Source organism: Vagococcus fluvialis bH819, from assembly GCF_900163795.1.
Lineage (GTDB): Bacteria > Bacillota > Bacilli > Lactobacillales > Vagococcaceae > Vagococcus > Vagococcus fluvialis_A.
This window is the reverse complement of the sequence record NZ_FWFD01000009.1, coordinates 170,205-192,859: the sequence shown is the minus strand read 5'-3', so window position 1 is coordinate 192,859 and position 22,655 is coordinate 170,205. Positions and strand designations below refer to the sequence as shown.

Annotated in this window: 22 protein-coding genes; 14 read left to right on the top strand and 8 right to left on the bottom strand. The window is 32.5% G+C overall.

The features are described from left to right. The first annotated feature begins 104 nt into the window (after nt 1-104). From polA to rpmF, 8 genes are all read left to right on the top strand, one after another. Nucleotides 105-2,756, top strand: coding sequence for a DNA polymerase I (polA, locus tag FM121_RS07230; protein ID WP_086951503.1), 2,652 nt, complete (start codon nt 105-107; stop codon nt 2,754-2,756). Nucleotides 2,757-2,864: 108 nt separating this feature from the next. Continuing rightward, entirely contained in the window at nt 2,865-3,707 is an 843-nt protein-coding gene (gene mutM / locus FM121_RS07225) for a DNA-formamidopyrimidine glycosylase (RefSeq protein ID WP_086951502.1), read from the top strand. Between the two features lies 1 nt (nt 3,708). Then, the gene (coaE, locus tag FM121_RS07220) at nt 3,709-4,311 is read left to right on the top strand and encodes a dephospho-CoA kinase (protein ID WP_086951501.1); all 603 of its coding nucleotides are present in this window, start codon (nt 3,709-3,711) and stop codon (nt 4,309-4,311) included. A gap of 138 nt (nt 4,312-4,449) precedes the next feature. After that, on the top strand, nt 4,450-4,911 hold the full coding sequence (gene nrdR, locus FM121_RS07215) for a transcriptional regulator NrdR (protein WP_086951500.1): 462 nt from the start codon (nt 4,450-4,452) through the stop codon (nt 4,909-4,911). 19 nt (nt 4,912-4,930) lie between these two features. After that, nucleotides 4,931-6,349, top strand: a complete 1,419-nt coding sequence (locus tag FM121_RS07210) for a replication initiation and membrane attachment family protein (protein ID WP_086951499.1) — start codon at nt 4,931-4,933, stop codon at nt 6,347-6,349. Further along, on the top strand, nt 6,349-7,281 hold the full coding sequence (gene dnaI, locus FM121_RS07205) for a primosomal protein DnaI (RefSeq protein WP_086951498.1): 933 nt from the start codon (nt 6,349-6,351) through the stop codon (nt 7,279-7,281). The genes FM121_RS07210 and dnaI overlap by 1 nt, the downstream gene beginning before the upstream one ends. Nucleotides 7,282-7,368: 87 nt before the next feature. Then, nucleotides 7,369-7,935 carry a YceD family protein gene (locus FM121_RS07200; RefSeq protein WP_086951497.1) on the top strand — a complete coding sequence of 189 codons (567 nt, stop codon included), beginning with the start codon at nt 7,369-7,371 and terminating at the stop codon, nt 7,933-7,935. 59 nt (nt 7,936-7,994) lie between these two features. Next, the gene (gene rpmF / locus FM121_RS07195; RefSeq protein ID WP_086951496.1) at nt 7,995-8,174 is read left to right on the top strand and encodes a 50S ribosomal protein L32; all 180 of its coding nucleotides are present in this window, start codon (nt 7,995-7,997) and stop codon (nt 8,172-8,174) included. Between the two features lie 205 nt (nt 8,175-8,379). On the opposite strand, the gene FM121_RS07190 is transcribed toward rpmF, so the two are convergent. The 6 genes from FM121_RS07190 to FM121_RS07170 all read right to left on the bottom strand — a co-directional run bounded on the left by FM121_RS07190 (nt 8,380) and on the right by FM121_RS07170 (nt 13,055). Beyond that, nucleotides 8,380-10,116: a polysaccharide deacetylase family protein gene (locus FM121_RS07190; protein ID WP_143597068.1), complete on the bottom strand. Its 1,737-nt coding sequence runs from the start codon at nt 10,114-10,116 to the stop codon at nt 8,380-8,382. A 233-nt stretch (nt 10,117-10,349) separates the two neighbouring features. After that, nucleotides 10,350-11,144, bottom strand: a complete 795-nt coding sequence (locus tag FM121_RS07185; RefSeq protein WP_179203815.1) for a GW dipeptide domain-containing protein — start codon at nt 11,142-11,144, stop codon at nt 10,350-10,352. A gap of 109 nt (nt 11,145-11,253) precedes the next feature. Then, nucleotides 11,254-11,886: a glycerol-3-phosphate 1-O-acyltransferase PlsY gene (plsY, locus tag FM121_RS07180; RefSeq protein WP_086951493.1), complete on the bottom strand. Its 633-nt coding sequence runs from the start codon at nt 11,884-11,886 to the stop codon at nt 11,254-11,256. 106 nt (nt 11,887-11,992) lie between these two features. Then, nucleotides 11,993-12,163: a hypothetical protein gene (locus tag FM121_RS14445; protein ID WP_179203814.1), complete on the bottom strand. Its 171-nt coding sequence runs from the start codon at nt 12,161-12,163 to the stop codon at nt 11,993-11,995. Next, nucleotides 12,163-12,744 carry an HAAS domain-containing protein gene (locus tag FM121_RS07175; RefSeq protein WP_086951492.1) on the bottom strand — a complete coding sequence of 194 codons (582 nt, stop codon included), beginning with the start codon at nt 12,742-12,744 and terminating at the stop codon, nt 12,163-12,165. Before FM121_RS07175 ends, FM121_RS14445 begins: the two co-directional genes overlap by 1 nt. After that, entirely contained in the window at nt 12,741-13,055 is a 315-nt protein-coding gene (locus FM121_RS07170) for a PadR family transcriptional regulator (protein WP_086951491.1), read from the bottom strand. The genes FM121_RS07175 and FM121_RS07170 overlap by 4 nt, the downstream gene beginning before the upstream one ends. Nucleotides 13,056-13,353: 298 nt before the next feature. Here FM121_RS07170 and FM121_RS07165 point away from each other — a divergent pair, with 298 nt between their 5' ends. The 5 genes from FM121_RS07165 (at nt 13,354) to FM121_RS07145 (ending at nt 18,429) form a co-directional block, all read left to right on the top strand. Beyond that, entirely contained in the window at nt 13,354-14,403 is a 1,050-nt protein-coding gene (locus FM121_RS07165) for a phosphate/phosphite/phosphonate ABC transporter substrate-binding protein (protein ID WP_086951490.1), read from the top strand. 77 nt (nt 14,404-14,480) lie between these two features. After that, nucleotides 14,481-15,233 carry a phosphonate ABC transporter ATP-binding protein gene (phnC, locus tag FM121_RS07160; RefSeq protein ID WP_086951489.1) on the top strand — a complete coding sequence of 251 codons (753 nt, stop codon included), beginning with the start codon at nt 14,481-14,483 and terminating at the stop codon, nt 15,231-15,233. A gap of 2 nt (nt 15,234-15,235) precedes the next feature. Beyond that, nucleotides 15,236-16,048 carry a phosphonate ABC transporter, permease protein PhnE gene (gene phnE / locus FM121_RS07155; RefSeq protein ID WP_179203813.1) on the top strand — a complete coding sequence of 271 codons (813 nt, stop codon included), beginning with the start codon at nt 15,236-15,238 and terminating at the stop codon, nt 16,046-16,048. 15 nt (nt 16,049-16,063) lie between these two features. Then, nucleotides 16,064-16,873, top strand: coding sequence for a phosphonate ABC transporter, permease protein PhnE (gene phnE / locus FM121_RS07150; RefSeq protein ID WP_086951488.1), 810 nt, complete (start codon nt 16,064-16,066; stop codon nt 16,871-16,873). Between the two features lie 11 nt (nt 16,874-16,884). Beyond that, complete coding sequence (locus FM121_RS07145; protein WP_086951487.1) at nt 16,885-18,429, top strand: bifunctional metallophosphatase/5'-nucleotidase; 1,545 nt, start codon at nt 16,885-16,887, stop codon at nt 18,427-18,429. A gap of 56 nt (nt 18,430-18,485) precedes the next feature. Here FM121_RS07145 and FM121_RS07140 read toward each other — a convergent pair whose 3' ends face one another. Both FM121_RS07140 and FM121_RS07135 read right to left on the bottom strand, forming a co-directional pair. After that, nucleotides 18,486-19,073 carry a pentapeptide repeat-containing protein gene (locus FM121_RS07140; protein ID WP_179203812.1) on the bottom strand — a complete coding sequence of 196 codons (588 nt, stop codon included), beginning with the start codon at nt 19,071-19,073 and terminating at the stop codon, nt 18,486-18,488. Nucleotides 19,074-19,111: 38 nt separating this feature from the next. Then, nucleotides 19,112-20,311, bottom strand: coding sequence for an MFS transporter (locus tag FM121_RS07135; protein WP_086951485.1), 1,200 nt, complete (start codon nt 20,309-20,311; stop codon nt 19,112-19,114). Between the two features lie 323 nt (nt 20,312-20,634). On the opposite strand from FM121_RS07135, the gene parE reads away from it, so the two are divergent. Beyond that, nucleotides 20,635-22,644 (top strand): DNA topoisomerase IV subunit B, encoded by a 2,010-nt coding sequence (gene parE / locus FM121_RS07130; protein ID WP_086951484.1) that lies wholly within the window; start codon nt 20,635-20,637, stop codon nt 22,642-22,644. Nucleotides 22,645-22,655: the final 11 nt, after the last annotated feature.

Below are 22,655 nucleotides of genomic sequence, written 5' to 3'. Positions count from 1 at the left end.
AGTTCTTACTTTTTCAGTCTTTTTTTATGTAGTAGATTCTTTTAGCAATCCCAAGCTATTTTTGTTAAAATGGTTTGGAAGTAGGGTGGAAATGGAGTGACAATATGTCAAAAAATAAATTACTATTAGTCGATGGCAACAGTATTGCTTTTAGAGGATTCTTTGCCTTGTATCAATCATTAGAAAGATTTAAAAATACTAACGGTTTACATACCAACGCGTTATATGCTGTTAATAATATGTTAGAAAACGTCTTAGAAAAAGAAAAACCAACGCATGCCTTAGTAGCTTTTGATGCGGGTAAAACGACCTTTAGGCACTCAGTTTATGATGAGTATAAAGCAGGACGCGCTAAAACGCCAAGTGAATTTAAAGAACAGATGCCTTATTTAAGAGATTTAATTGAAGGTTTAGGGATGAAACATTATGAGCTTGAAAATTATGAGGCAGATGATATTATTGGAACTCTTGCAACTCAAGTAGATAAAGACTTGTATGATGTGGTTATTATTTCAGGAGATAAGGATTTAACTCAATTAGCTTCTGACAATGTGAAAGTTAATGTGACCGTGAAAGGTGTGAGTGAAATTGAATCATATACACCAGAACATATCATGGAAAAGTATGGACTAACACCGAATCAGATTATTGATATGAAAGGTTTAGCCGGAGATCAATCAGATAATATTCCTGGAGTGACAAAAATAGGTGAAAAAACAGCGATTAAGTTATTAAAGGAGTTTGAAACTGTCGAAGGTGTTTATGAGAATGTTGAAACGTTTAAGAAAAGTAAAATGAAAGAAAATCTAATCAATGAAAAAGAAATTGCATTGATGAGTAAACAACTAGCCACAATCAACGTAGACTCACCCATTACAGTTAAAGTAGATGATTTAGTTTTTAATGGAAAAGATTTAGATAAATTAATTCCGTTTTACAAAGAAATGGATTTCAATACATTTTTAAATAAGTTAGATACTAGTTCCGTTGATGTCGAAATCGAAGAAAAAAAAGAAATTTCATTTGAAATTATTGACCAAGTGGTTGAAGACATGTTTGTTCCTGATATGACTCTTTATGTGGAAATGCTGGAAGAGAACTATCACACTTCAGAAATTGTTGGGATAGCATTTGGGAATCAAGATCATTATTATGTGAGCACTCAACTAGATATTTTAGAAAACCCAATATTTGTTAATTGGTTAGAAGATGAGAGTTTGAGTAAAAAAGTATTCGATGCTAAACGGACGACAGTTTCTTTAAATCGTTATGATATCAAAGTGACAGGGATTAAATTTGATCTACTATTGGCTTCGTATTTAATTGATTCAGCCAATAATAGTGAGGATTTAGCTGAAATTGCACAAAAATTTAATTACTATGATGTCGATCGTGATGAAGTGATTTATGGTAAGGGAGCTAAACGTGGTCTTCCAGAAGATGAATCAAAAACGCATGAACACTTAGCTAGAAAATTAATGGCTATTGAAACTCTTTATGAGCCAATCATGGGTGATTTAGAAAATAAAAATCAATTGGACTTATTTTTTGATATTGAACTTCCTTTAGCTAAAATTCTAGGTGAGATGGAGATTAAGGGGATTACGGTTAATGCAAGTCGTCTTCAAGAGATGAGAGGTGAGTTTGCGGAAAGACTATTAGAAATTGAGAAAAAAGTTTACGCAGAGGCGGGTGAAGAATTCAATCTAAATTCACCTAAACAATTAGGTGTTATTTTATTTGAAAAAATGGGACTTCCAGTTGTTAAGAAAACAAAAACGGGTTACTCTACAGCAGTTGATGTATTGGAAAAATTAAAAGGAGAATCGCCTATTATTGAAGATATTTTAGCATACCGTCAGATTGCTAAAATTCAATCAACTTATGTAGAAGGTCTACTAAAAGTCATTTTTTCTGATAATAAGATTCATACACGCTATGTTCAAACTTTAACTCAAACAGGGCGATTAAGTTCTGTTGATCCTAATCTTCAAAATATTCCTATCCGTTTAGAAGAAGGACGTAAAATTAGACAAGCCTTTATTCCTCGTGATAAAGATTGGCAACTTTTTTCTTCAGACTATTCTCAAATTGAGTTAAGAGTGCTGGCACATATTTCAGATGATGAGCATTTGAAGGCAGCGTTTCTTGAAGGACAAGATATTCATTCTAGTACTGCAATGCGCGTTTTTGGCGTTGAAAAAGAAGAAGATGTGGATAGTAATCTTCGTCGCCAAGCGAAAGCCGTGAATTTTGGGATTGTTTATGGTATAAGTGACTATGGCTTATCTCAAAATTTAGATATTACCAGAAAAGAAGCCCAAGATTTTATTGATACCTATTTTGAGAAATATCCAGGTGTGAAAGACTACATGGAATCTGTGGTTCGTGAGGCAAAAGACAAGGGTTATGTAGAAACGTTGTATCATCGTCGCCGCTATTTACCTGATATCAATGCTCGTAACTTTAATATCAGAAGTTTCGCAGAAAGAACAGCTATTAATACGCCTATCCAAGGAAGTGCTGCTGATATTCTTAAGATTGCGATGATTCAAATTGATGCAAAACTAAAAGAAGAAAACATGGAAGCCGCTATGTTACTACAGGTGCATGATGAGCTTGTTTTTGAGGCACCTAAATCAGAAATCCCTCGATTACAACAAATTGTAGAAGAAACGATGGCTCATGCAGTAGAATTAACAGTGCCATTAAAAGCAGATAGTAGTATCGGAAACACTTGGTATGAAGCTAAATAAAATGAATAAGTAAAAGGAAGAGGCGGTGTGGAATTGAATTTATCAATAGTATATAGATAAAGACCTCCACTTATGTCTTACCGATTATTTTATATAAGGAGTTTTTTTATGCCGGAATTACCAGAAGTTGAGACGGTCCGAAAAGGATTAGAGAATCTTGTTAAAGGAAAAACCATTGAGAATGTTGCTGTTTATTGGCCTAGAATTATTGAAACTCCTTTTGTCGATGAATTTAAAATTAATTTAATCGGTGAAACGATTGAGAATGTCGAACGTCGAGGTAAGTATCTTATTTTCAAGTTAACTCACTTTGATATGATTAGTCATCTACGGATGGAAGGTAAGTTTGAGTATCATTCCAGTGAAGATGCGTTATTGAAACATAGTCATGTGGTGTTTCATTTTAATGATAATACAGAATTAAGATATTTGGATGTTCGTAAATTTGGCCGTTTTGTATTATTTCCTAAAGATACGGCGAATGAGTATAAAGGGTTAAAAAAATTAGGTCCTGAGCCAGTTGCTTCAGAATTTGATTTAACGATGTTTATGAAAGAATTAAAAAAGAAAAAGAAAAGTATTAAGCCTTTGCTACTAGATCAGATTTTAGTAACAGGGTTAGGTAATATTTATGTGGATGAAGCATTATTTAGAGCACAAATCCATCCTGAACAAGAAGCTAATACCCTGAATCAAGCAGAGGTTAAACGATTGCATCGAGAAATTATTGCTGTGTTAGGCGAAGCTGTAGAAGCGGGAGGTACCACGATTCGATCTTATAAAAATGCTCTTGGAGATGCAGGATCTTTTCAAGTATCTTTACTCGTTTATGGTCAAAATGGAGAAAGTTGCCCGAGATGCGGTTCAGAGATTTTAAAGAAAAAAGTTGCTCAACGGGGGACACATTATTGTCCAATTTGCCAAGTGTACCATAAGAGGAAAGGAAGTTAATATGTCATTTGTATTAGGATTAACCGGAGGAATAGCCTCTGGAAAAAGTACTGTTAGTCAATATTTTTTAGAAAAAAATATTCCAGTGATTGATGCAGATATCATTGCTAAGGAAGTAGTAGAACCCAGAACGCCAGGACTTGCTAAGGTGATTTCACACTTTGGATCGAGTATTCTAACAGAATCTGGAGAGCTTGATCGAAAAAAACTTGGAGAAATAATCTTTAATAACGAGAAGGAAAGAGTCGAGCTGAATCATATTTTACACGGTGAAATAGAACATCGTGTAGATCAATTATTATCAGAGATGAAACAAGAAAATAAACCATTAATAATTATGGATATTCCTTTATTATATGAAGTCGATTATCAATATAAATGCGATGAAGTTATGACCGTTTTTGTTTCACAAAATACGCAAGTCAAACGGTTAATGACAAGAGAAGAGCTTAATGAAGAGGAAGCATTGGAAAGAATTAATACGCAAATGCCTTTAATTGATAAAGCATTACTTTCAGATGTTATTATTGATAATGAAGGGTCGATTCAAAATACTAGATTACAAGTAGACAGATGGCTTGCAATATTTGAACAAACAAGATAAAAGAAGCGATAAGCTTCTTTTTTTGTTTACTAATTAAAGGTAATCAGACTATACCTTTCTAGTTATCTCATGTTATAATAGCACTATTAATAAAAGAAATTTTCAGTAAATACTGATAAAATAGATGAGGTGAAGCAGATGCAATGTCCAAAATGTCATTATAACGGTTCTAGAGTAGTGGATAGTCGACCTGCTGATGATGGTAGAGCTATTAGAAGAAGAAGAGAATGTGAAGATTGTGGATTTAGATTTACAACCTTTGAAAGAGTAGAAGTTGCGCCTATTTTAGTTGTGAAAAAAAATGGAGCGCGCGAAGAATTCAATCGTGAAAAAGTACTAAGAGGTCTAGTTAGATCAGCTGAAAAACGTCCTGTTTCAATGGATGCAATGGAGCAAATTGTCATTAATGTCGAAAATCGAGTACGTAGTTTAGGTGAGAATGAAGTGTCAACAACAAAAATTGGTGAATTTGTTATGGAAGATTTAGTTAATTTAGATGAAATTGCCTATATTAGATTTGCTAGTGTGTATCGTCAATTTAAGGATATGAGCGTTTTCCTTGAAGAACTACAAGAAGTGATTGATAAGGAAAACAAATAAAAGAGAGTGAGCGATACCAGTGAACGAAGCATGGTCAAAATTAAAACCAAAAGATAAGTTTTCTGTAAAGAAAGCACAATATATTTCTGAAACGGATTATGTCGTTTTAAGCATGTTATATCAACCAATTATCGGTATGGATGGTTGGTCATTAATTAATGCATTACTGGTAGAGGATAAAATCGGGAAAAATCAAAAAAATCAGCAACATAGTGTTTTGTTGAATCAATTAGATATTGGAATTCCTAATTTTTATTTAGCTCGAGAAAAATTAGAAGCAGTTGGCTTGTTAAAAAGTTTTGTCAAAAAATTAGACAATGAAAGTCATTTTATTTACATTATCCAACCACCGTTAGAACCAAGTGTCTTTTTACATGATGACATACTTTCACTTTTATTAATCGAGAAAGTAGGATATCAAAAGGCAGAGGAATTAGGCCATTTATTTGATTATTCTACGGAGGATATGGGAGATTATATTGAGGTGACTAAATCTTTTACAGATGTCTTTAATTCTGTTTCTTCAAGATTAAAGAATAAAGAAGAAGAATTAATCAAAATTAAAGAAGTTGTGACGCCTAAAGTAAAAGTGGAAGAACTTAACATAATTACCAAATCATTTGATTGGCTTTTTTTTAATAGTTTAATTGAAAATTTGCATATTGAACAAAATCAAATAGAAGTTGAATTAAAAAGAACGATTGAATTGTTCCATCAACTCTACGGTATTAACGAACTTGAAATGTTCGATTATATTAAACAATCAGTTGATTATGTTAGCAATCGAGTGATTGAAAAGGACTTTAAGCAGTCTGTCTATAAAGGGTATCACAGTAGAAAAAAACAAGAAACTGTTCAAAATAATCAAAAAGATACTGTTAAGCGCTCTTTGACAGAAACTGAAAAAGAACAACTCAGAAAAAATTCGTTACGTTTAACCGGTTTTACAGATCAAGAAATTGCAGTGATCAACTCATGTGAAACAATTCCTCCTCTTGTTTTTTTAAAAGCTATAAAAAAACAAAAGGGCGGCTTTGTAAGTTTTAGTGAGAGTCAAACAATTGAAAATTTGAAAACTCAGTCAGGTTTGCCTGATGCAGTAATAAATGTAATTATCCATTATACACTTGTTGTTCAGGGAAAGCCTTCTATTGTTCAAAGCTTAGTTATGTCAATTGCTAATGACTGGGCACAGAAGAAAATTTTTTCACCGGAAGATGCAGTGAAGCAAGTGCAAAATCTTCAGAGAGAAAGAGAAAAACCAAAACAAAAAAAGAAAACAACATATATCAATCAAAATCAAAGAAAAGAAACGTTACCAGATTGGGCAAGAGAAGAAAATAATAAAAAAAATACACCACTTTCTAAAGATGAAGAAGCATTTTTTCAAGAGCAACTAAAAAAATTAACGAATAAGCCAAAAGAAGGTGACAATTAATGGAAAATATTGGAAAAGGAATTGATAAAGCATTAAAAGCTAAAAATTTTACAGGGAAACTAGATCAATTAATGGAAGATGTTATGAATGATCCAGATGTTCAAACATTTATCCAAGATAATCGTGAAAAATTAACGGATGATGATATTGTAAAAAGCTATGCGAAATTGTATGAATTCGTTCAAGAAAAAAAGAAATTCGAATTGAAAGATGCTACAATGATTGCGCCCGGCTATGAACCGCGTCTATTTATGAATTTTCATTTCATAGACGTGACTTATGTACCAACAGAAAGTTTAATTAAACAAAAAGAGCAAGCGGTAATTAGAAACAGAGTGAAAGCAATGGATATGCCAAAAGACATTAGAGATGCTAGGATGGATTATTTTGAAATTGACTTAGAACGTAAAGAAGCCTTTTTAGAAGCGATTAAATTTATTAATAATTTTGAAGATTCACCAAAGTCATTCCATCAAGGATTGTACCTTCAAGGAACGTTTGGCGTGGGAAAAACGTATCTTTTAGGGGCTGTTGCCAATACGTTAGCGGAGAAAGGTTTTCAAACTACGTTAGTACACTTTCCGACTTTTGCTGTGGAAATGAAGCAGTCAATTCAAAAAGATACTGTGGGTGAAAAACTAGATATGGTTAAAAAAGCTCAGGTATTAATGATAGATGATATCGGAGCAGATTCAATGAGTAGCTGGATACGAGATGATATTTTAGGAGTAATTTTACAGTACCGGATGCAAGAACAACTGCCAACATTCTTTTCTTCTAATTTCAATATGAAGCAACTAGAAGAAGAGCATTTACGTGTTACACAACGTGGAGAAGAGGAGCCGTTGAAAGCTAAAAGAATTATGGAACGTGTGAGATATCTAACAAAAGAGATCAATATGATTGGTGAAAATAGACGGATAACCGAGTAGGAAAAGTTTGCTGAAAACAAGGTGAAACTGATTGACAAAGGGATTGCGGACTAGTATAATTATTTTTGTTGCTTAAGGGGTGATTGAATGAAGTGGGCATTGGCTGAATTAAACAAATTCAAGAATAGTCAAGTGGATTTTAAAGAAGCATTAAATCTAAAAGAATCTTTACAAACAAGAGAACCATTTATCTTAGATTTGGAAGCTGTTTTAGTTGAAGGATTTATTCAAGTAGATAAATTAGGTTATCTCGCTCATTTTACAGTAGAGACTGTGATTACTTTACCTTCATCTCGTTCATTAGAACCTGTAGAAGTTCCGTTGTCTTTAGTAATTGATGAGGAATATATGACAGATTCTCAGATTGAAGCATTAAAAGATATAAGTGATGAGGAAAAAGAATTAATCATACCTTTAGAAAAAGATTTGATTGATTTAACTGAGGCAGTAGAGGATTATATATTGCTTAACCTACCATTACAGGTTTTAACTGCTGAAGAGGAACAAAGCACATTAGAACTTCCAAAAGGAGATTTTTGGCAAGTTTTATCTGAAGAAGACATCGCTTTTGCGGAAAGTATAGATTCAGAAACTAAGATTGATCCTCGTCTTGCAAAACTATCTGAGTTACTTGTAACAAAAGATGATGAGTAAGATTGGAATATATGTGTTTTTATAACACGTTTTTTATTGTTTAGGGAGGTGTAACAACTATGGCAGTACCAGCTAGAAAAACGTCAAAAGCTAAAAAAGCAAGACGTCGTACTCATTACAAATTGTCAGCCCCAGGTTTAACAGCTTGTTCAAACTGTGGCGAAATGAGAAAAAGTCATCATGTATGTCCTTCTTGTGGTCATTATGATGGAAAAAACGTTATGACAAAAGAAGCATAAAACATTTTTGTGAAAATGTAAAAACTGTAGACTAACCATGGGGTCTACAGTTTTTTTATATTCAGATGAATCTTATAAAAATGTTATGTAAACCTAAAGCGGTTGTGAAAAGTAATAGAGAAGAGAAAAAATATTTTATCTCCAGATAAAAACATTTAAACTAAAAACAACAGGCTAGCATTTGAGGCAGCCTGTTGTTTTTAATTTAATATTTAATACTATTTGTTTGGCTATAGTAACCGTGTAGGGGTCTTTCTTGCATTTCATAAAGTTCATCAATTGTTACGAAAGTATAACCTTTTCGTCGTAAGTTATCAATCATTTCAGAAACTGAGTTGACTGAAGGTTGATGGATATCATGTAAAAGAATGATAGCACCATTATGAATATTATTATTTACTACGCTGTTAATCATGTATGGGTTTCGAGATTCCCAATCTCGAGTATCAATACTCCACATGATAGCAGGTTTAGAAACTAGAGTTGAAACATTGTAGTTGATAGCTCCATAAGGTGGTCTGAAAGTTTTAGGTAACTTACCTGTAGCGTAATAAATAGCTTTATCTGTTTGACGCATTTGACTTTGAACTTGAGAGCTCGATAAACTTGTTAATTGTGGATGAGAATAACTGTGGCTTCCAATTTGATGTCCTTCGTTACTAACTCTTTTTGCGACGTTTGGATAAGCATTGACCCCATTACCAACCATAAAAAAGCTAGCTTTGACATTTTTAGATTTTAAAATATTTAAGAGTTGTGGAGTTGTTATGGGATTTGGCCCATCATCAAAAGTCAACGCAACGTATTTTTTATTTTTATTAAGTTTAGGAATAGCTCCTTTTATTTGTTTTTCAGGTAAAAGGTGATAGTTGACAGCAGGAGCAATTTCTTTAGGTGTTAATTTAACTTCTTCAACACCAAGTCCACGTCCTTTTAATGATACAACAAAATGATTATCTTTAAATTTTATCTGACTCCGGCTAATTACCGACATGTTTAAAACCTTATCAATAATATTACTTGGTTTTGAAGATGTGTCTAATATTTTTTGACAAACTATTTGGTGGACTGCCAGTAAACTTTCTGTATTAGGAATCAGTTTATTCATATCATAATTTTGAGCAGCATCTGTATTAATATAACCAATCCATTTATTTTTATTGTAGATGGTGTAATAGCTTGAGCCGTTATAATGATAATAAATACCTCGAGCTGTTAAAGTTTTGCCTTTCACAGTGTCCGTTGTATTTTGCTTACTCCAATTGAAATCACGCCAGACAGAATAATTGCTATATGAAAAAGTAGTGTCTTCCCAAAGAGAGTGATAAATGCCTTGTGGTCCTTCTGCAAGTGAGACACCATTCTTATTTACATAACCTAACCATTGATTTTTGTTATTAAAAAGTGAATAGTATGTGCTACCATTGTAATGTTTATACATTCCTTTTGCATATGTCGTTTGATTACGGTAGTTACCTGTAGTATTTTTCTTTTTCCAATTAAAATTTTGCCAGAGATCGTAATTACTTGTTGTTATAGAAACGTATTTGTTGAATTTTTGGTAAGATCCTTCAGGAGAATTTTTAACACTTGCTCCTGTTTCGTTAAGGTAACCCATCCATTTACCTTTATTATCATAAACACTTAGATATTTATTACCGTTAAAGTGATAATAAATGCCTCGAGCTTTGTAAGTATTACCGTAGTATGTAGAACTATGACCTCGTTGATTCCATGAAAAACTATTCCATAAATCATAATTTTTACTTTTAATCGTAATATACTTGTCATATGAGTGATATGTTCCCTGTTGTCCATCAGCTAAAGAAGTTGCTTTTTCATTGATATAGCCAAGCCAGCGATTTTCGTTATTATAAACAGAAAGGTATCGCTCCCCGTTAAAATTATTATAAATTCCCTTAGCAAGCAAAGTTTGTTTCATATGTTTATCAGATTTAGATTTAGGTGTCCAATTAAAATTATTCCACAAATCATAATTTTTTTTTGTTAGAGTTATGTATTTACCGTATGAAACGTAATTACCTTGTTTACCATCAGATTTAAGGGTATCTTTTTCTTTGATATAACCAACCCATTTCTGATTTTGATCAAAAACTGAGAGGTAATTTTCTCCATTGTAATGATAGTAGATACCTTTAGCAAAAAGAGTTTTATTTAAAAAATTTGAAGTGTTATTTTTTTATCAAAATTAAAATTTTGGTAAATATCTTGATTGTTATTAGTGATATTTATGTATTTTTCAAGTGGCTGATAGCTACCTTGAGGAGTTTCAGAAAGTGAAACCTCTGATTTATTAACAAAACCGATAAGTTCGTCTTTAGAATTAAAGATAGATAAATAAGTTGTCTCTTTAACTGTAATTTCTTCTTGTATTTTGAAAGTTTTTTGTTGTATTAAAACTGGATCAATTGTTTCAGTTAATTTTATATCTTTAAAAATAATTGTTGATGAAGTGGAGTTTGGAATAGTGGCATATTGATTTGTTTCAGTTCTTTGGATATCCGTTTGATTAATAAAACCTGTCACACCATTAGATGCCTCGAAATAATAATAGACTTCCTTTGTTGATGTTTCTATTTCTTTGCTTAGCTCAAGTATTAGATTACTGAGTATTTGAGAATCTTTCGGATTTTTATTATTTTCTAAATCCTCAGCTGATTCGAAATATGAATTGCTTTCTTTTAATAAAATACCGTGTTTTTTAGGAGATAAAGTTGTTTCTTCTAATGATTTTTTGAGTGTTTCCTCGCTTGTACTACTATTTGTACTTTGATTAACACTAGCAGTATTGCTAATCTCTGAACTTGAATTTTCGAATTCTGATGTTGATTTTGTGATATCTGTTATTGTACTGTTTGTTGTAGATGCACTAGCTGTAGCTAGAGTATTGACAGAACTTAAACTTAATAAAGCACCAACGCATATTAACTTAACCCATTGCTTATTCATTTGTACAACCTCCTTTATACCTTTCATTATACCAATATCAGCAGAAAAAAATAAGACTGATTCCTTATTATTATGAGAAAGAATGAAATAAAAAAAAGAGCCTGGGCTCTTATTTTTTTTCTGATTTGTTTAATCCGAAAGGTACACGACTTTCGGTACCATTTTTTATTCTTTTAATATTATCTCGATGTCTTATGATTATAAATAATGTAATCGAGGCAGCTAAAATTGTGAGTAGCCAATCTTGTTGTTGTAAGATAGCAGGGAAAAATATGGGTAGTAAAACAGTTGAGGTTGCGATAAGTAAAGCACTGAGCATACTTGTTAAACTAACCATACTTGTCAAATATAGTAGAATAATAAAAATACTAGCCGAATAAACAAAAAACAAAGGGCTATATGCAAGTAACATTCCAGCACTCGTAGCTACGGCTTTTCCACCTTTGAATTTACCGAAAATAGGGAATGTATGACCTAATATCGCAGCTACACCAAACCATAAAGGGTTAAGTGGTAAGTTAAAAATAATAGGAAGAGAAGTGGCTAATGTTCCTTTTAAAATATCCATGAATAAAACAATAGTTCCAGCTTTTTTCCCTAAAACTCGAAATGTGTTAGTTGTTCCTGTATTTCCGCTGCCAAAATTTCTAATATCTTTTTTATAAAATAGTTGACCAATCCAAACCCCAGATTGTAGTGACCCTAAAAGATAAGCAATCACTAAAAATAATACTTCTTTCAACAAAAAAACCTCCTTAGGTTAAAAGTAATTTTACCACGAAAGGTTTATTGCGACAATAGAATTAATAAGAGAAAGTCAGAAGATAATATAGCAAATTTATGTGTAATTAATTTTTTAAAATTGAAATAACTTGATACCATTTTTTATCGTCAGTTTGATATTTTTTGTAATTTGCTCCAGACATAGAAAAACCTAAAGCAGTAACCACAAAACCAGTAATCATCATTCCCACACTAATTAAAACAATTTTTTTACTAAATTCTTTGGAATATTTCATTAGAATAGCCTTCCTTTCTGCCTAAAAATTCTAGTTAATGGAGTACTTAATTTTTTGGTTAATGAAAAAATAACTTGAGAAGAGTAGGTTGTTCCAAGTAATAAAAGTAAGCCTAATCCAGCTGTGAAGATACCAACTCCTAATTGTGTCACGACATAGTAAATGCCGCTATTAAAAGTCGCCCCCACTAAACTCACGATACCTGTAAGTAAAAAAGCAAAACTTAAAGAACCTAATGTTAAAGGGAGACACCATAAAATAATAATACCTGAAGCAATCAATAAAATAATAGATAATAAAATTGATAACCATAGCGGTGAACCAATAATTAATAAGGTCCAAATTAAAGGACTTTTTGAATTTTTATGTATAACGTCGATGGGTTGATTTTTTTCTTTAGTAATAGTGGCTACAATATCATCTATTGCACCAATTTTAGCAACAGCTGATTCCTCTGTAAAGCCATCTTCAATGTAATCTGCAATGATTTCTTGATAATAATTGATGTGTGTTTCTGTATCGAGAACATTTCTTTTCAGTAGTTCACGTCTTAATGTAGTAATAAATTGATTTTGTGTCATCCTTCGTTAGCTCCTTTTATATAGTAATATACTTTTTCAATTTCAGACCATTCATCGTTAAATGAAATGAGTTTTTGAATCCCTTTAGTCGTTATTTTGTAATATTTTCTTAACCTCCCATTATGCTCAACTGAATAGGAAGAGACGAAAGAATTAGTTTCTAATCTTTTTAAAATAGGATAAAGAGTTGATTCAGATATTTCTAAAATGGGGGTCATTTTTTTGATAATCATGTATCCATATGAGTCGGCTTCTTTAAGAACAGCTAATACACAGTAATCAAGTAAACCACGACGTAATTGTATATCCAAAACATTATCCCTCCTGACACCTTATACTATACGAGACGATGTATAAGGTGTCAACAGGTATCTGATGAAATCAGACCAAAGTCTTACAAAATAAAATGGCATTTTAATTAAAAAAATGAATGTTAAATGAGTTAAAGTTTAGGGAAATCCGTTTAATTGTTATAAAGAATAAATAATAGGTATTATAAATGTAAAATATAGGTTTAAATCATGTAATTCATAGAATTATAGAATAACTGATGATATACTCAATGCAGTACAAAATGTACATAATAAAGCTTTTTAGGGGGAAATATTATTGTTTAAGAAGGTATTTAAGTATGCTGGCGTTTTAGCATTGGTTGTAACGTTGACTGCATGTGGTGGGAAATCAGATGGAGACAAAAAAAATTCAGATGGTTCAAAGTCAATTGATAAATTATCAGTTGGATTCGTTCCTTCACGTGACCCAGAAGAAATTGTTTCTGCTACAGATCCTTTAAAAAACTTGCTACAAGAAGAGTTGAAAAAAGAAGGATATGACGTTAAGAACATCGATATTACAGTAGGTACCAACTTTGAAGCTGTGGGTGAGTCGTTATCATCTGGAACATTAGATGTTGGATTTATACCAGGTGGAACATATGTATTATATGATGATGGTGCTGAAGTACTATTAACTGCAACTCGTGCAGGTCTTTCAATTGATTCTGATAAAGCAAAAGATTGGAATGATAATAAGCCAACAAAACCAACAGATAAGCAAGCTGAATCATATCGTGCGCTTATGATTGCTGGGCCTTCATCAAAAGGACAAGCATTAGCTAAAAAAGTTAATGAAGGAAAAGAATTATCTTGGGAAGATGTTAATGGGGCTTCTTGGAGTGTAATGAGTTCTTCTTCACCAGCTGGTTATATTTACCCGAGTTTATGGATGAAAGAAAACTTTGACAAAAACTTATCTGAGTTAAAAAATATCGTTCAATCTGATTCTTACGGTAGTGCCTTTGCTCGTTTGGCATCAGGTCAAGTTGATGTTGTATTAGCTTATGCAGATGCTCGTCGTGATTTTGAAAAGAATTGGACAAAAGAATATAACCGTGAAAAAGGTATCTGGGATGAAACCAACGTTATTGGCGTAACACCAGCTATTTATAATGATACAATTTCTGTTAGTAAAAATTCTAAGGTGATGGATGATGATTTGAAAAAAGCTTTACAAAAAGCATTTATCAATATCGGAAAAACTGAAGAAGGTAAAAAAGTTATCGAGATTTACAGTCATGAAGGTTATAAAGAATCAACATCTAAAGATTACGACAATGAACGTAAAGCTCAAAAGATGATTCAAGAATCAACTAAAAAATAAATGCCTCTTTTTGATAGAGATGAATAAACTGTGGCTATGTAAAAATAGCGACAGTTTATTTTTAAGAAAGGAATATTATGATTAAATTTGATAATGTCCAAAAGAAATACCCGAATGGATATGTTGGACTAAAAGACATTAATTTAGAAATTGAGCAAGGTGAGTTTGTTGCTATTATTGGTTTATCAGGTGCTGGAAAATCAACATTAATTCGTTGCATTAATCGGATGCACGATATTACAGATGGTACTTTAATGGTGAATGGAACAGATGTTAAAAATATTAAGGGAAAAGAAGTACGTGATTTCAGAAAAACCATTGGAATGATTTTCCAATCGTTCAACTTGATTACACGTGCCTCAGTTTTAAAAAATGTTTTAATTTCAGCGGTACCTGAATTATCTTGGTGGAGAAGATTATTAGGGGTTTTCCCAGAAGAGGCAAAAATTACTGCTTTAGAAAGTTTAGACAATGTTGGCATTTTAGATAAAGCGTATATTCGTGTGGATCAACTATCAGGTGGCCAACAACAACGTGTAGCATTAGCACGAACATTAGCAAAAAAACCAGAAGTTATTTTAGCTGACGAGCCAGTCGCAGCACTTGATCCTGTGACAGCAAAAGTTGTTATGGACGATTTTAAACGAATTAATCAAGATCTAAATATTTCTGTTTTAATCAACATTCATCATGTGGACTTAGCTTTAGAATACGCTGATCGTGTGATTGGTATTCGTAAAGGTGAAATTGTTTATGATGGTCCCTCAGATAAAGTTACACAAGACGTGTTAGATAAAATTTACTTGAAAGATGAACAGGAAGGTAAATAAACATGAAAACACTATTGAAAGGAAAAACCATTACTTTAAGCAATGGAAAAACGGTGATCGAAAAGCCATCAATCACACCATTTGTAGTTTTAATTCTTTTTGTTTTTACTGTTATTGCAATGAAAGTAACTAAATTTGATTTTTATGCACTTATTACTCGTGGAGAGCAATTTTTTGTTATTTTGAAAGGAATGTTTCCGCCAGATTTATCATTTTTAGATCGAGTTTGGGCACCGCTTTTTGATACGATTAAAATGTCTTTATTAGGTTCACTAGTTGGAGCAATTGTTTCAATCCCCTTAGCGTTGTTAGCTTCATCAAATATTGTACATAATCGAATGATTACAGGTTTTTTTAAGCTATTATTTAGTATCTTACGAACGTTACCAACAATTGTGACTGCTCTTATTGCCACTTTTATTTTTGGTCTAGGTACAATGGCAGGAACTTTAGCTATCTTTATTTTCACTGTAGCTTATGTTGGAAAACTAACCTATGAGCAAATTGAATCACTAGATATGTCAACTTTTGAAGCCTTGGAATCATTAGGTATGACACGTTTCCAAGCTTTCCGCTATGCAGTGGTACCAGAAATTTTACCTACTTTTTTATCAACGACTCTTTTTAATTTTGAAGGTAATTTAAGATATGCTTCAATTTTAGGTTATGTTGGAGCTGGTGGATTAGGTATTATTTTAAATGAACAATTAGGTTGGCGCGAATATGCGAATGTAGGAACTATATTAGTCGTTTTAGTAATAACAGTTGCTATTATTGAAACAATCAGTGAATACGCACGTAAAAAGTTACAATAGATGAAGGAGAACATAATGAATCAAGCAATAGAAGCAAAATTAAGACAAGAACCTTCTAAAAAAATGCAGTATTTACTGTTGACAACGATTATTGTTGGTTCTTTTATTTGGTCGCTTTCTGCGATTCAATTTAACGCAGTAGATGAAGGCGGTTGGAAAATAGCAAGTAAGATTATTCAAGGGATTTTAACACCCGATATGGACTTACTATGGAATTTTACTAATCAAGGTGTTTTTTACTTATTATTTGAAACAATTTGTATTGCATTTATAGGAACTATTTTTGGAGCTATTCTTTCGATTCCAGTCGCTTTTTTAATGGCACCAAGTATTGTTCCAAAACCAGTTTACTTAGTCATGAGATTTTTAGTTATTGTGATTAGAACAGTTCCGGCATTAGTTTACGGATTAATGTTTGTTCGTGTGACAGGACCAGGACCATTTGCAGGCGCTATGACGATGTCGCTAACATCAATTGGAATGGTCTCAAAACTATATGTAGACATCATTGAAGATATTGATCATGGTGTTCTTGAAGCAATGGATTCAATGGGATGTACAACATTTGAAAAGATTCGTTTTGGCATTATTCCTCAATTAATTGCTAACTTTTCATCAATAACAATCTATCGTTTTGATATGAATTTAAGGGATGCCACTATTTTAGGTTTAGTAGGAGCTGGTGGGATTGGTTCTCCACTTATTTTTGCGATGAACTCATATCGTTGGAATCAAGTAGGCTCAATTTTAATCGGTTTAATCATTCTTATCTTAATTGTTGAGGTTGTTTCTAACAAATTAAGAAATAAATTAGTTAATGGATAAGGGAGAGTTCAATGAAGTTAACAATATTATCAACAAGTGACACTCATGGTTACTTATATCCAACAGATTTTAGAAAAAGAGAACAATCTTTGGCTTTCGGCTTAACAAAAGTTAAAGAAAAAATGCTAACAATTGAGAATTCAGTTGAAGGATCATTATTAAAGATTGATAATGGGGATTTCTTGCAAGGTTCACCATTAAGTTATTTTTTAGCTAAAAACCCTGAAAAAGGCTCTATGGCTGATGTTATGAATGAGATGGGTTATGATTGTGGTGTTTTAGGCAACCATGAATTTAATTACGGATTAGAGTTTTTAGAAAATACTATTAATAAATTAAACTATCCAATTATTTGTGCGAATATTTTAAAGGATAATGGTGAATTTTTAACCAATTGTCCTTATATTATTACTGAGCGTGAAGGAGTAAAAATAGCGATTTTAGGATTAACTACGCAATATATTCCTAACTGGGAACAACCAAAAACAGTTGAAGGTTTAATCTTTAAATCAGCTTTAGAAACGGCTAAAGAGTTTGTTCCTAAATTAAGAGAAGAAGCAGATGTTATAGTTGTTAGTTATCATGGAGGATTTGAACGTGATTTAGAAACAGGAGAACCCACAGAAGTTCTAACAGGTGAGAATGAAGGTTACGCACTTCTTCATGAAGTTGAAGGGATTGATGTTTTATTAACAGGACATCAGCACCGTGTAATTACGTTAAATGAAGGAACTTGTCCGGTGACACAACCAGGAGATAAAGGCCGATATTTAGCTCGTGTCGATCTAAACTATGATGCGACGAGTCGACAAGTCACTCATTCAAAAGCCTCTTTAATCGAAATGGAACAAGTCACTGAAAATAAAGAATTGCATACTCATTTTTTACCATTATTAGATCAAGTCGAGAATTGGCTGGATGAACCACAAGGATCGGTAAGTGGTAATATGATAATTACAGATCCGATGGACGTCAGAATACATAGTCATCCGTATATTGAATTCATCCAAGATGTCCAAAAAGAAGTGACTGGAGTCGACATCTCAGGTACTGCATTATTTGATAATAATGGCACTGGTTTTGGTGAAAGCATTAGCATGCGTGATATTGTAACGAACTATATTTACCCAAATACTGTCGCTGTTTTAAATATTTCTGGAGCGGACTTGAAAGAGGCTTTAGAAAGATGTGCAAGCTACTTTGATTTGGATCAAGAGAATCAATTATGTGTAAGTAAAGAGTTTTTAGAGCCTAAAGTTGAGCATTACAACTATGATCTTTATAGTGGAATTGATTATTGTTTTGATATCACAAAAGAAAAAGGCAGCCGTGTAACACAATTATGTTACAATGGCCAAGAAGTGAAAAATGATGATCGTTTAGAAGTAGTGATGAATCAATATCGCGCAGTTGGTGGTGGGGACTATTTTATGTTTGGACCTGATAAAATTGTGAGAGAAATAACAATTGATATGACTGAACTGATATCAGATTATTTGCAAAAATACCCACAAATAAAAGCGACTCAACCAACCAATATAAAATTAAAAAAGTAATATTATTAAAAGGGATTGAAATTGACAAAATAGTCGGTTTCAATCCCTTTTAACACTTATTTTAAATAATCTATTGCTTCTTCTCGCGTCATATAAAAGTGAATACCATAAGTTGAATCAATCCAGCGATTATCGCAAAAATAGTCAGAATAAATCCATTCACCTTGATGGTAAATAAAATTTTCATCAACTAGAGATTGTGCATCATCATAAGTCTGAGTGTAATCAATATTTTTAATACTTAATACTTTTGCTTTATCACAACGACACGTATTATTTGTTGCTGAAGAACGTTTGGCGTCTGATGGAATGAGTAATTGAACCATTCTAAAATCCATGCATTGTTTGTAGGCAATAAATGCGCCAGTTTCTGGACAGGATAAATTTAGATAAAAAGCCTTTTCTTTGTTTTTTAAGTTATCTAATTGACAATCTACAATTAAAGAGTGTCTAAAGTTTGTTTGATCAACATTTGCATGGTTAAAACAGCAATTATTTAAGGTAGCTCCCAAAAAAATAGCGCCTTTTAAATTAGTACTGGAAAAATCACAAGAACAACAAATTGTATTAGAAAAATCAAAATATGACAAATTTTCGTTGGAAAAATCTTTATTAGTTAATTGTTGGTTAATAAAGTTAGACATTATTTTTTCCTCCATTTGAGTATTATTGATATATTAACTTAGTGTTTAAAGTCAATTTTAACAAAAATTAAACTAACAGATGTTAATAGACCAAGGCATAGAAAATAAATAAATGCAGTTAAAAAAGTCTCACTCCGTTCAACTAAAAAACCGATAGCAAGCTGTGCGACAGCACCACCTATTATACCGCCAGTTGCGATAGTCGAATAACTAGGAGCAAACTGAGCACCTTCGAACATTTTCATTGGAATTGCCATTAATGTAACAAAACCAATGGTCAAAAATAACGTTGCAAACCCAAGTACGAAAATAAATAAAAAGGGTTTATGAACAAAATAAGCAATAAATGCTAAGATCGAACCAATGATAGAGGTTACAATGATAACTAGTTTGTCTTTATGCTGAAAAAATTTACTGACAATATAGCCACCGACAATCGCACCGGTTAATGCAAAGACGCCTACTGCTGAACTAATCATTCCAGATTGTGTTAAAGTGACACCTCGATAAGAAGTTAAGAAAGTCGGTAACCAGTTATTTAAGCCGTACAGAAGATTGTTAATAAAAAATGCAGCCATAAATAAAAACCAAATAGTAGGGTTCTTCCAAACGGTGAAGATAGAAACACTTTCTTTTATTGTATGATCAATTAGCCCCTTTTTATCCTTTTTAGGAATTGAAAATGAAATAATCAAAGCTATAATAAGAGAAACGATCGTTAAAATACTATAAGCAAATCGCCAACCCTTCACTTCGATGATTGGAGATAGAAGGATAGGACCTAAAACACCTGCAACCCCAGATGATGAAATCAAGATTCCTTTTGCAAACGTTCTTTTTTCGACTGGAAAATTATCGATGACTTCTTTACTAGAAGAAGAAGCATAACCAGAATGAGCAAACATACCTGTAAGTAAGCGAACAGCTAAAAGCATTTGGATACTTTGACTCATTCCAAAAATTAAATCAAACATACCGATTAGTATTACTGATGTAATAACGACAGCTCTAGCTCCGAAACGATTGATTGCAAAGCTCATTGGAACTTGCATTAAAGCATAACCAATAAAAAAAGCACTTAAAATAAGTCCTTTGGTACTTTCTGACATTGGTAAATCTTTACTGATAGAAACAATCGAAATACCAACAGATAGTTTATCGATATATACCATGAAATATCCTAAAAATAAGGAACCTAATAAAACATTTAAATTAACGGGTTTCTTTTCTTGGTGCATATGACCACCCTTTCTTAATAACTACTCAGTTAAATATACACTTAAAAATGAAAGTAGGAAAGCCTTTTTTAGCTAAAATGGATATTTGATGGGCTACGTTAAAGTATTTTAAATTAAAATTCTCTTTCAAAGCTTTGCAACTTTTCAAAATTTATTATAGAATAGAAAAGTAGACGAAATGAAAAGGTGAAGCCAACTTGTCATCAAGTTGTTTTTTTTTGTTCTAAAAAATTTACTTTATCTTAAAATCATTTTGACGTACTATATAAAGAAGTGATTAGATATTTTTAGTATCTATTTAAATGATGTAAAGGAGTTTTTTCATGGTAGATAAAATTGAAAACCAATATGATGATACGTCGATTCAGGTTCTAGAAGGTCTTGAAGCTGTTAGAAAAAGACCTGGGATGTATATAGGCTCGACAGATTCTAAGGGGTTGCATCATTTAGTATTTGAAATTTTTGATAATGCGGTTGATGAAGCACTGTCTGGCTATGGTAATGAGATAGATGTAACAATTCATCAGGATAATAGTATTAGTGTTAGAGATTATGGTCGAGGTATGCCAACAGGGATGCATACATCTGGTAAGCCGACTGTGGAAGTTATTTTTACGGTACTTCATGCAGGTGGAAAATTTGGGCAAGGTGGCTATAAAACTTCAGGTGGATTACATGGAGTTGGAGCAAGTGTTGTGAATGCATTATCAAGTTACGTTCATGTTGAAACAGTTAAAAACGGTGAAGAAGTACAGATAGATTTTAAAGATGGTGGACACACAGATGGAAAACTAAAACGAATTAAATCATCTAAAAAGAAAAATGGTTCACTGATTACGTTTAAACCAGACCCAACAATTTTTTCAATGACTGTTTTTTCTTATGACATATTAGCGGAACGTTTAAGAGAGTCTGCCTTTTTACTTAAGGGGATTAAAATCACGCTTAAAGATGAACGAAATGAACAAGAAGAAGTATTTCTTTATGAAGACGGAATTAAACAATTTATTGATTATTTAAACGAAGATAAAGATACATTAACGCCAGTTATTTATTTTAATGGTGAAAAAGAAGGGATAGAGGTAGAATTTTCATGTCAGTATAATGATGGTTATTCTGAAAATACATTATCTTTTGTAAACAATGTCAGGACAAGAGATGGTGGAACCCATGAGGCTGGAATGAGAACTGCACTAACTAAATCGTTTAATGATTATGCAAGAAAAGCAAGTTTATTAAAAGAAAAAGATAAAAATTTAGAAGGTAGTGACTTTAGAGAAGGGTTATCAGCTATCATATCGATTAGAATTCCTGAAAACTTATTACAATTTGAAGGGCAAACTAAGGGGAAATTAGGCACACCAATTGCTCGTAATGTTGTAGAAACAGTTATCAGCGAACAATTAGGATTTTACTTACAAGAGAATAGTGAAATGTCTCAGATGCTAATTAGAAAAGCAATCAAAGCTCGTGAAGCCCGTGAAGCAGCAAGGAAAGCTCGTGAAGATAGCCGAAATGGTAAAAAACGTCGTAAAGGTGAATCATTACTATCTGGTAAATTAACACCAGCGCAATCAAGAAATCCTAAGAAAAATGAATTATATTTAGTCGAAGGGGATTCGGCTGGTGGCTCTGCCAAGCAAGGCCGGGATCGTAAATTCCAAGCTATCTTACCCTTACGTGGAAAAGTTATTAATACAGAAAAAGCAAAATTACAAGATATTATGAAAAATGAAGAAATTAACACGATGATTTATACAATTGGTGCGGGTGTGGGTGCAGATTTTGAGATTGCTGATTGTAATTACGATAAAGTTATTATTATGACCGATGCAGATACCGATGGTGCTCATATTCAAGTTTTGCTTTTAACTTTTTTCTATCGTTATATGAAACCTTTAGTTGAAGCCGGAAAAGTGTATATCGCTTTACCGCCTTTGTATAAAGTTCAAAAGGGTAATGGAAAAAAAGCAATTATTGAGTACGCTTGGACGGATGAAGAATTGAAACAAATTACTAATAATATAGGTAAAGGATACATGCTTCAACGTTACAAAGGTCTTGGTGAAATGAATGCAGATCAGTTATGGGAAACAACTATGGATCCAGAAACAAGAACATTGATTCAAGTTACTATAGAAGATAGTGAAAAAGCTGAGCGACGTGTGTCTACTTTAATGGGTGACAAAGTAGAGCCACGCCGCCGTTGGATTGAAAAAAATGTTCAATTCTCACTAGATGAAGATGGTAGTATTTTAGAAAGTACCACGCCAACAGAAAATGCAGGAACTACGGATAATAACTTTCCAGAAATTAATCTGTTTGATGAATAGAAATGAAGGAG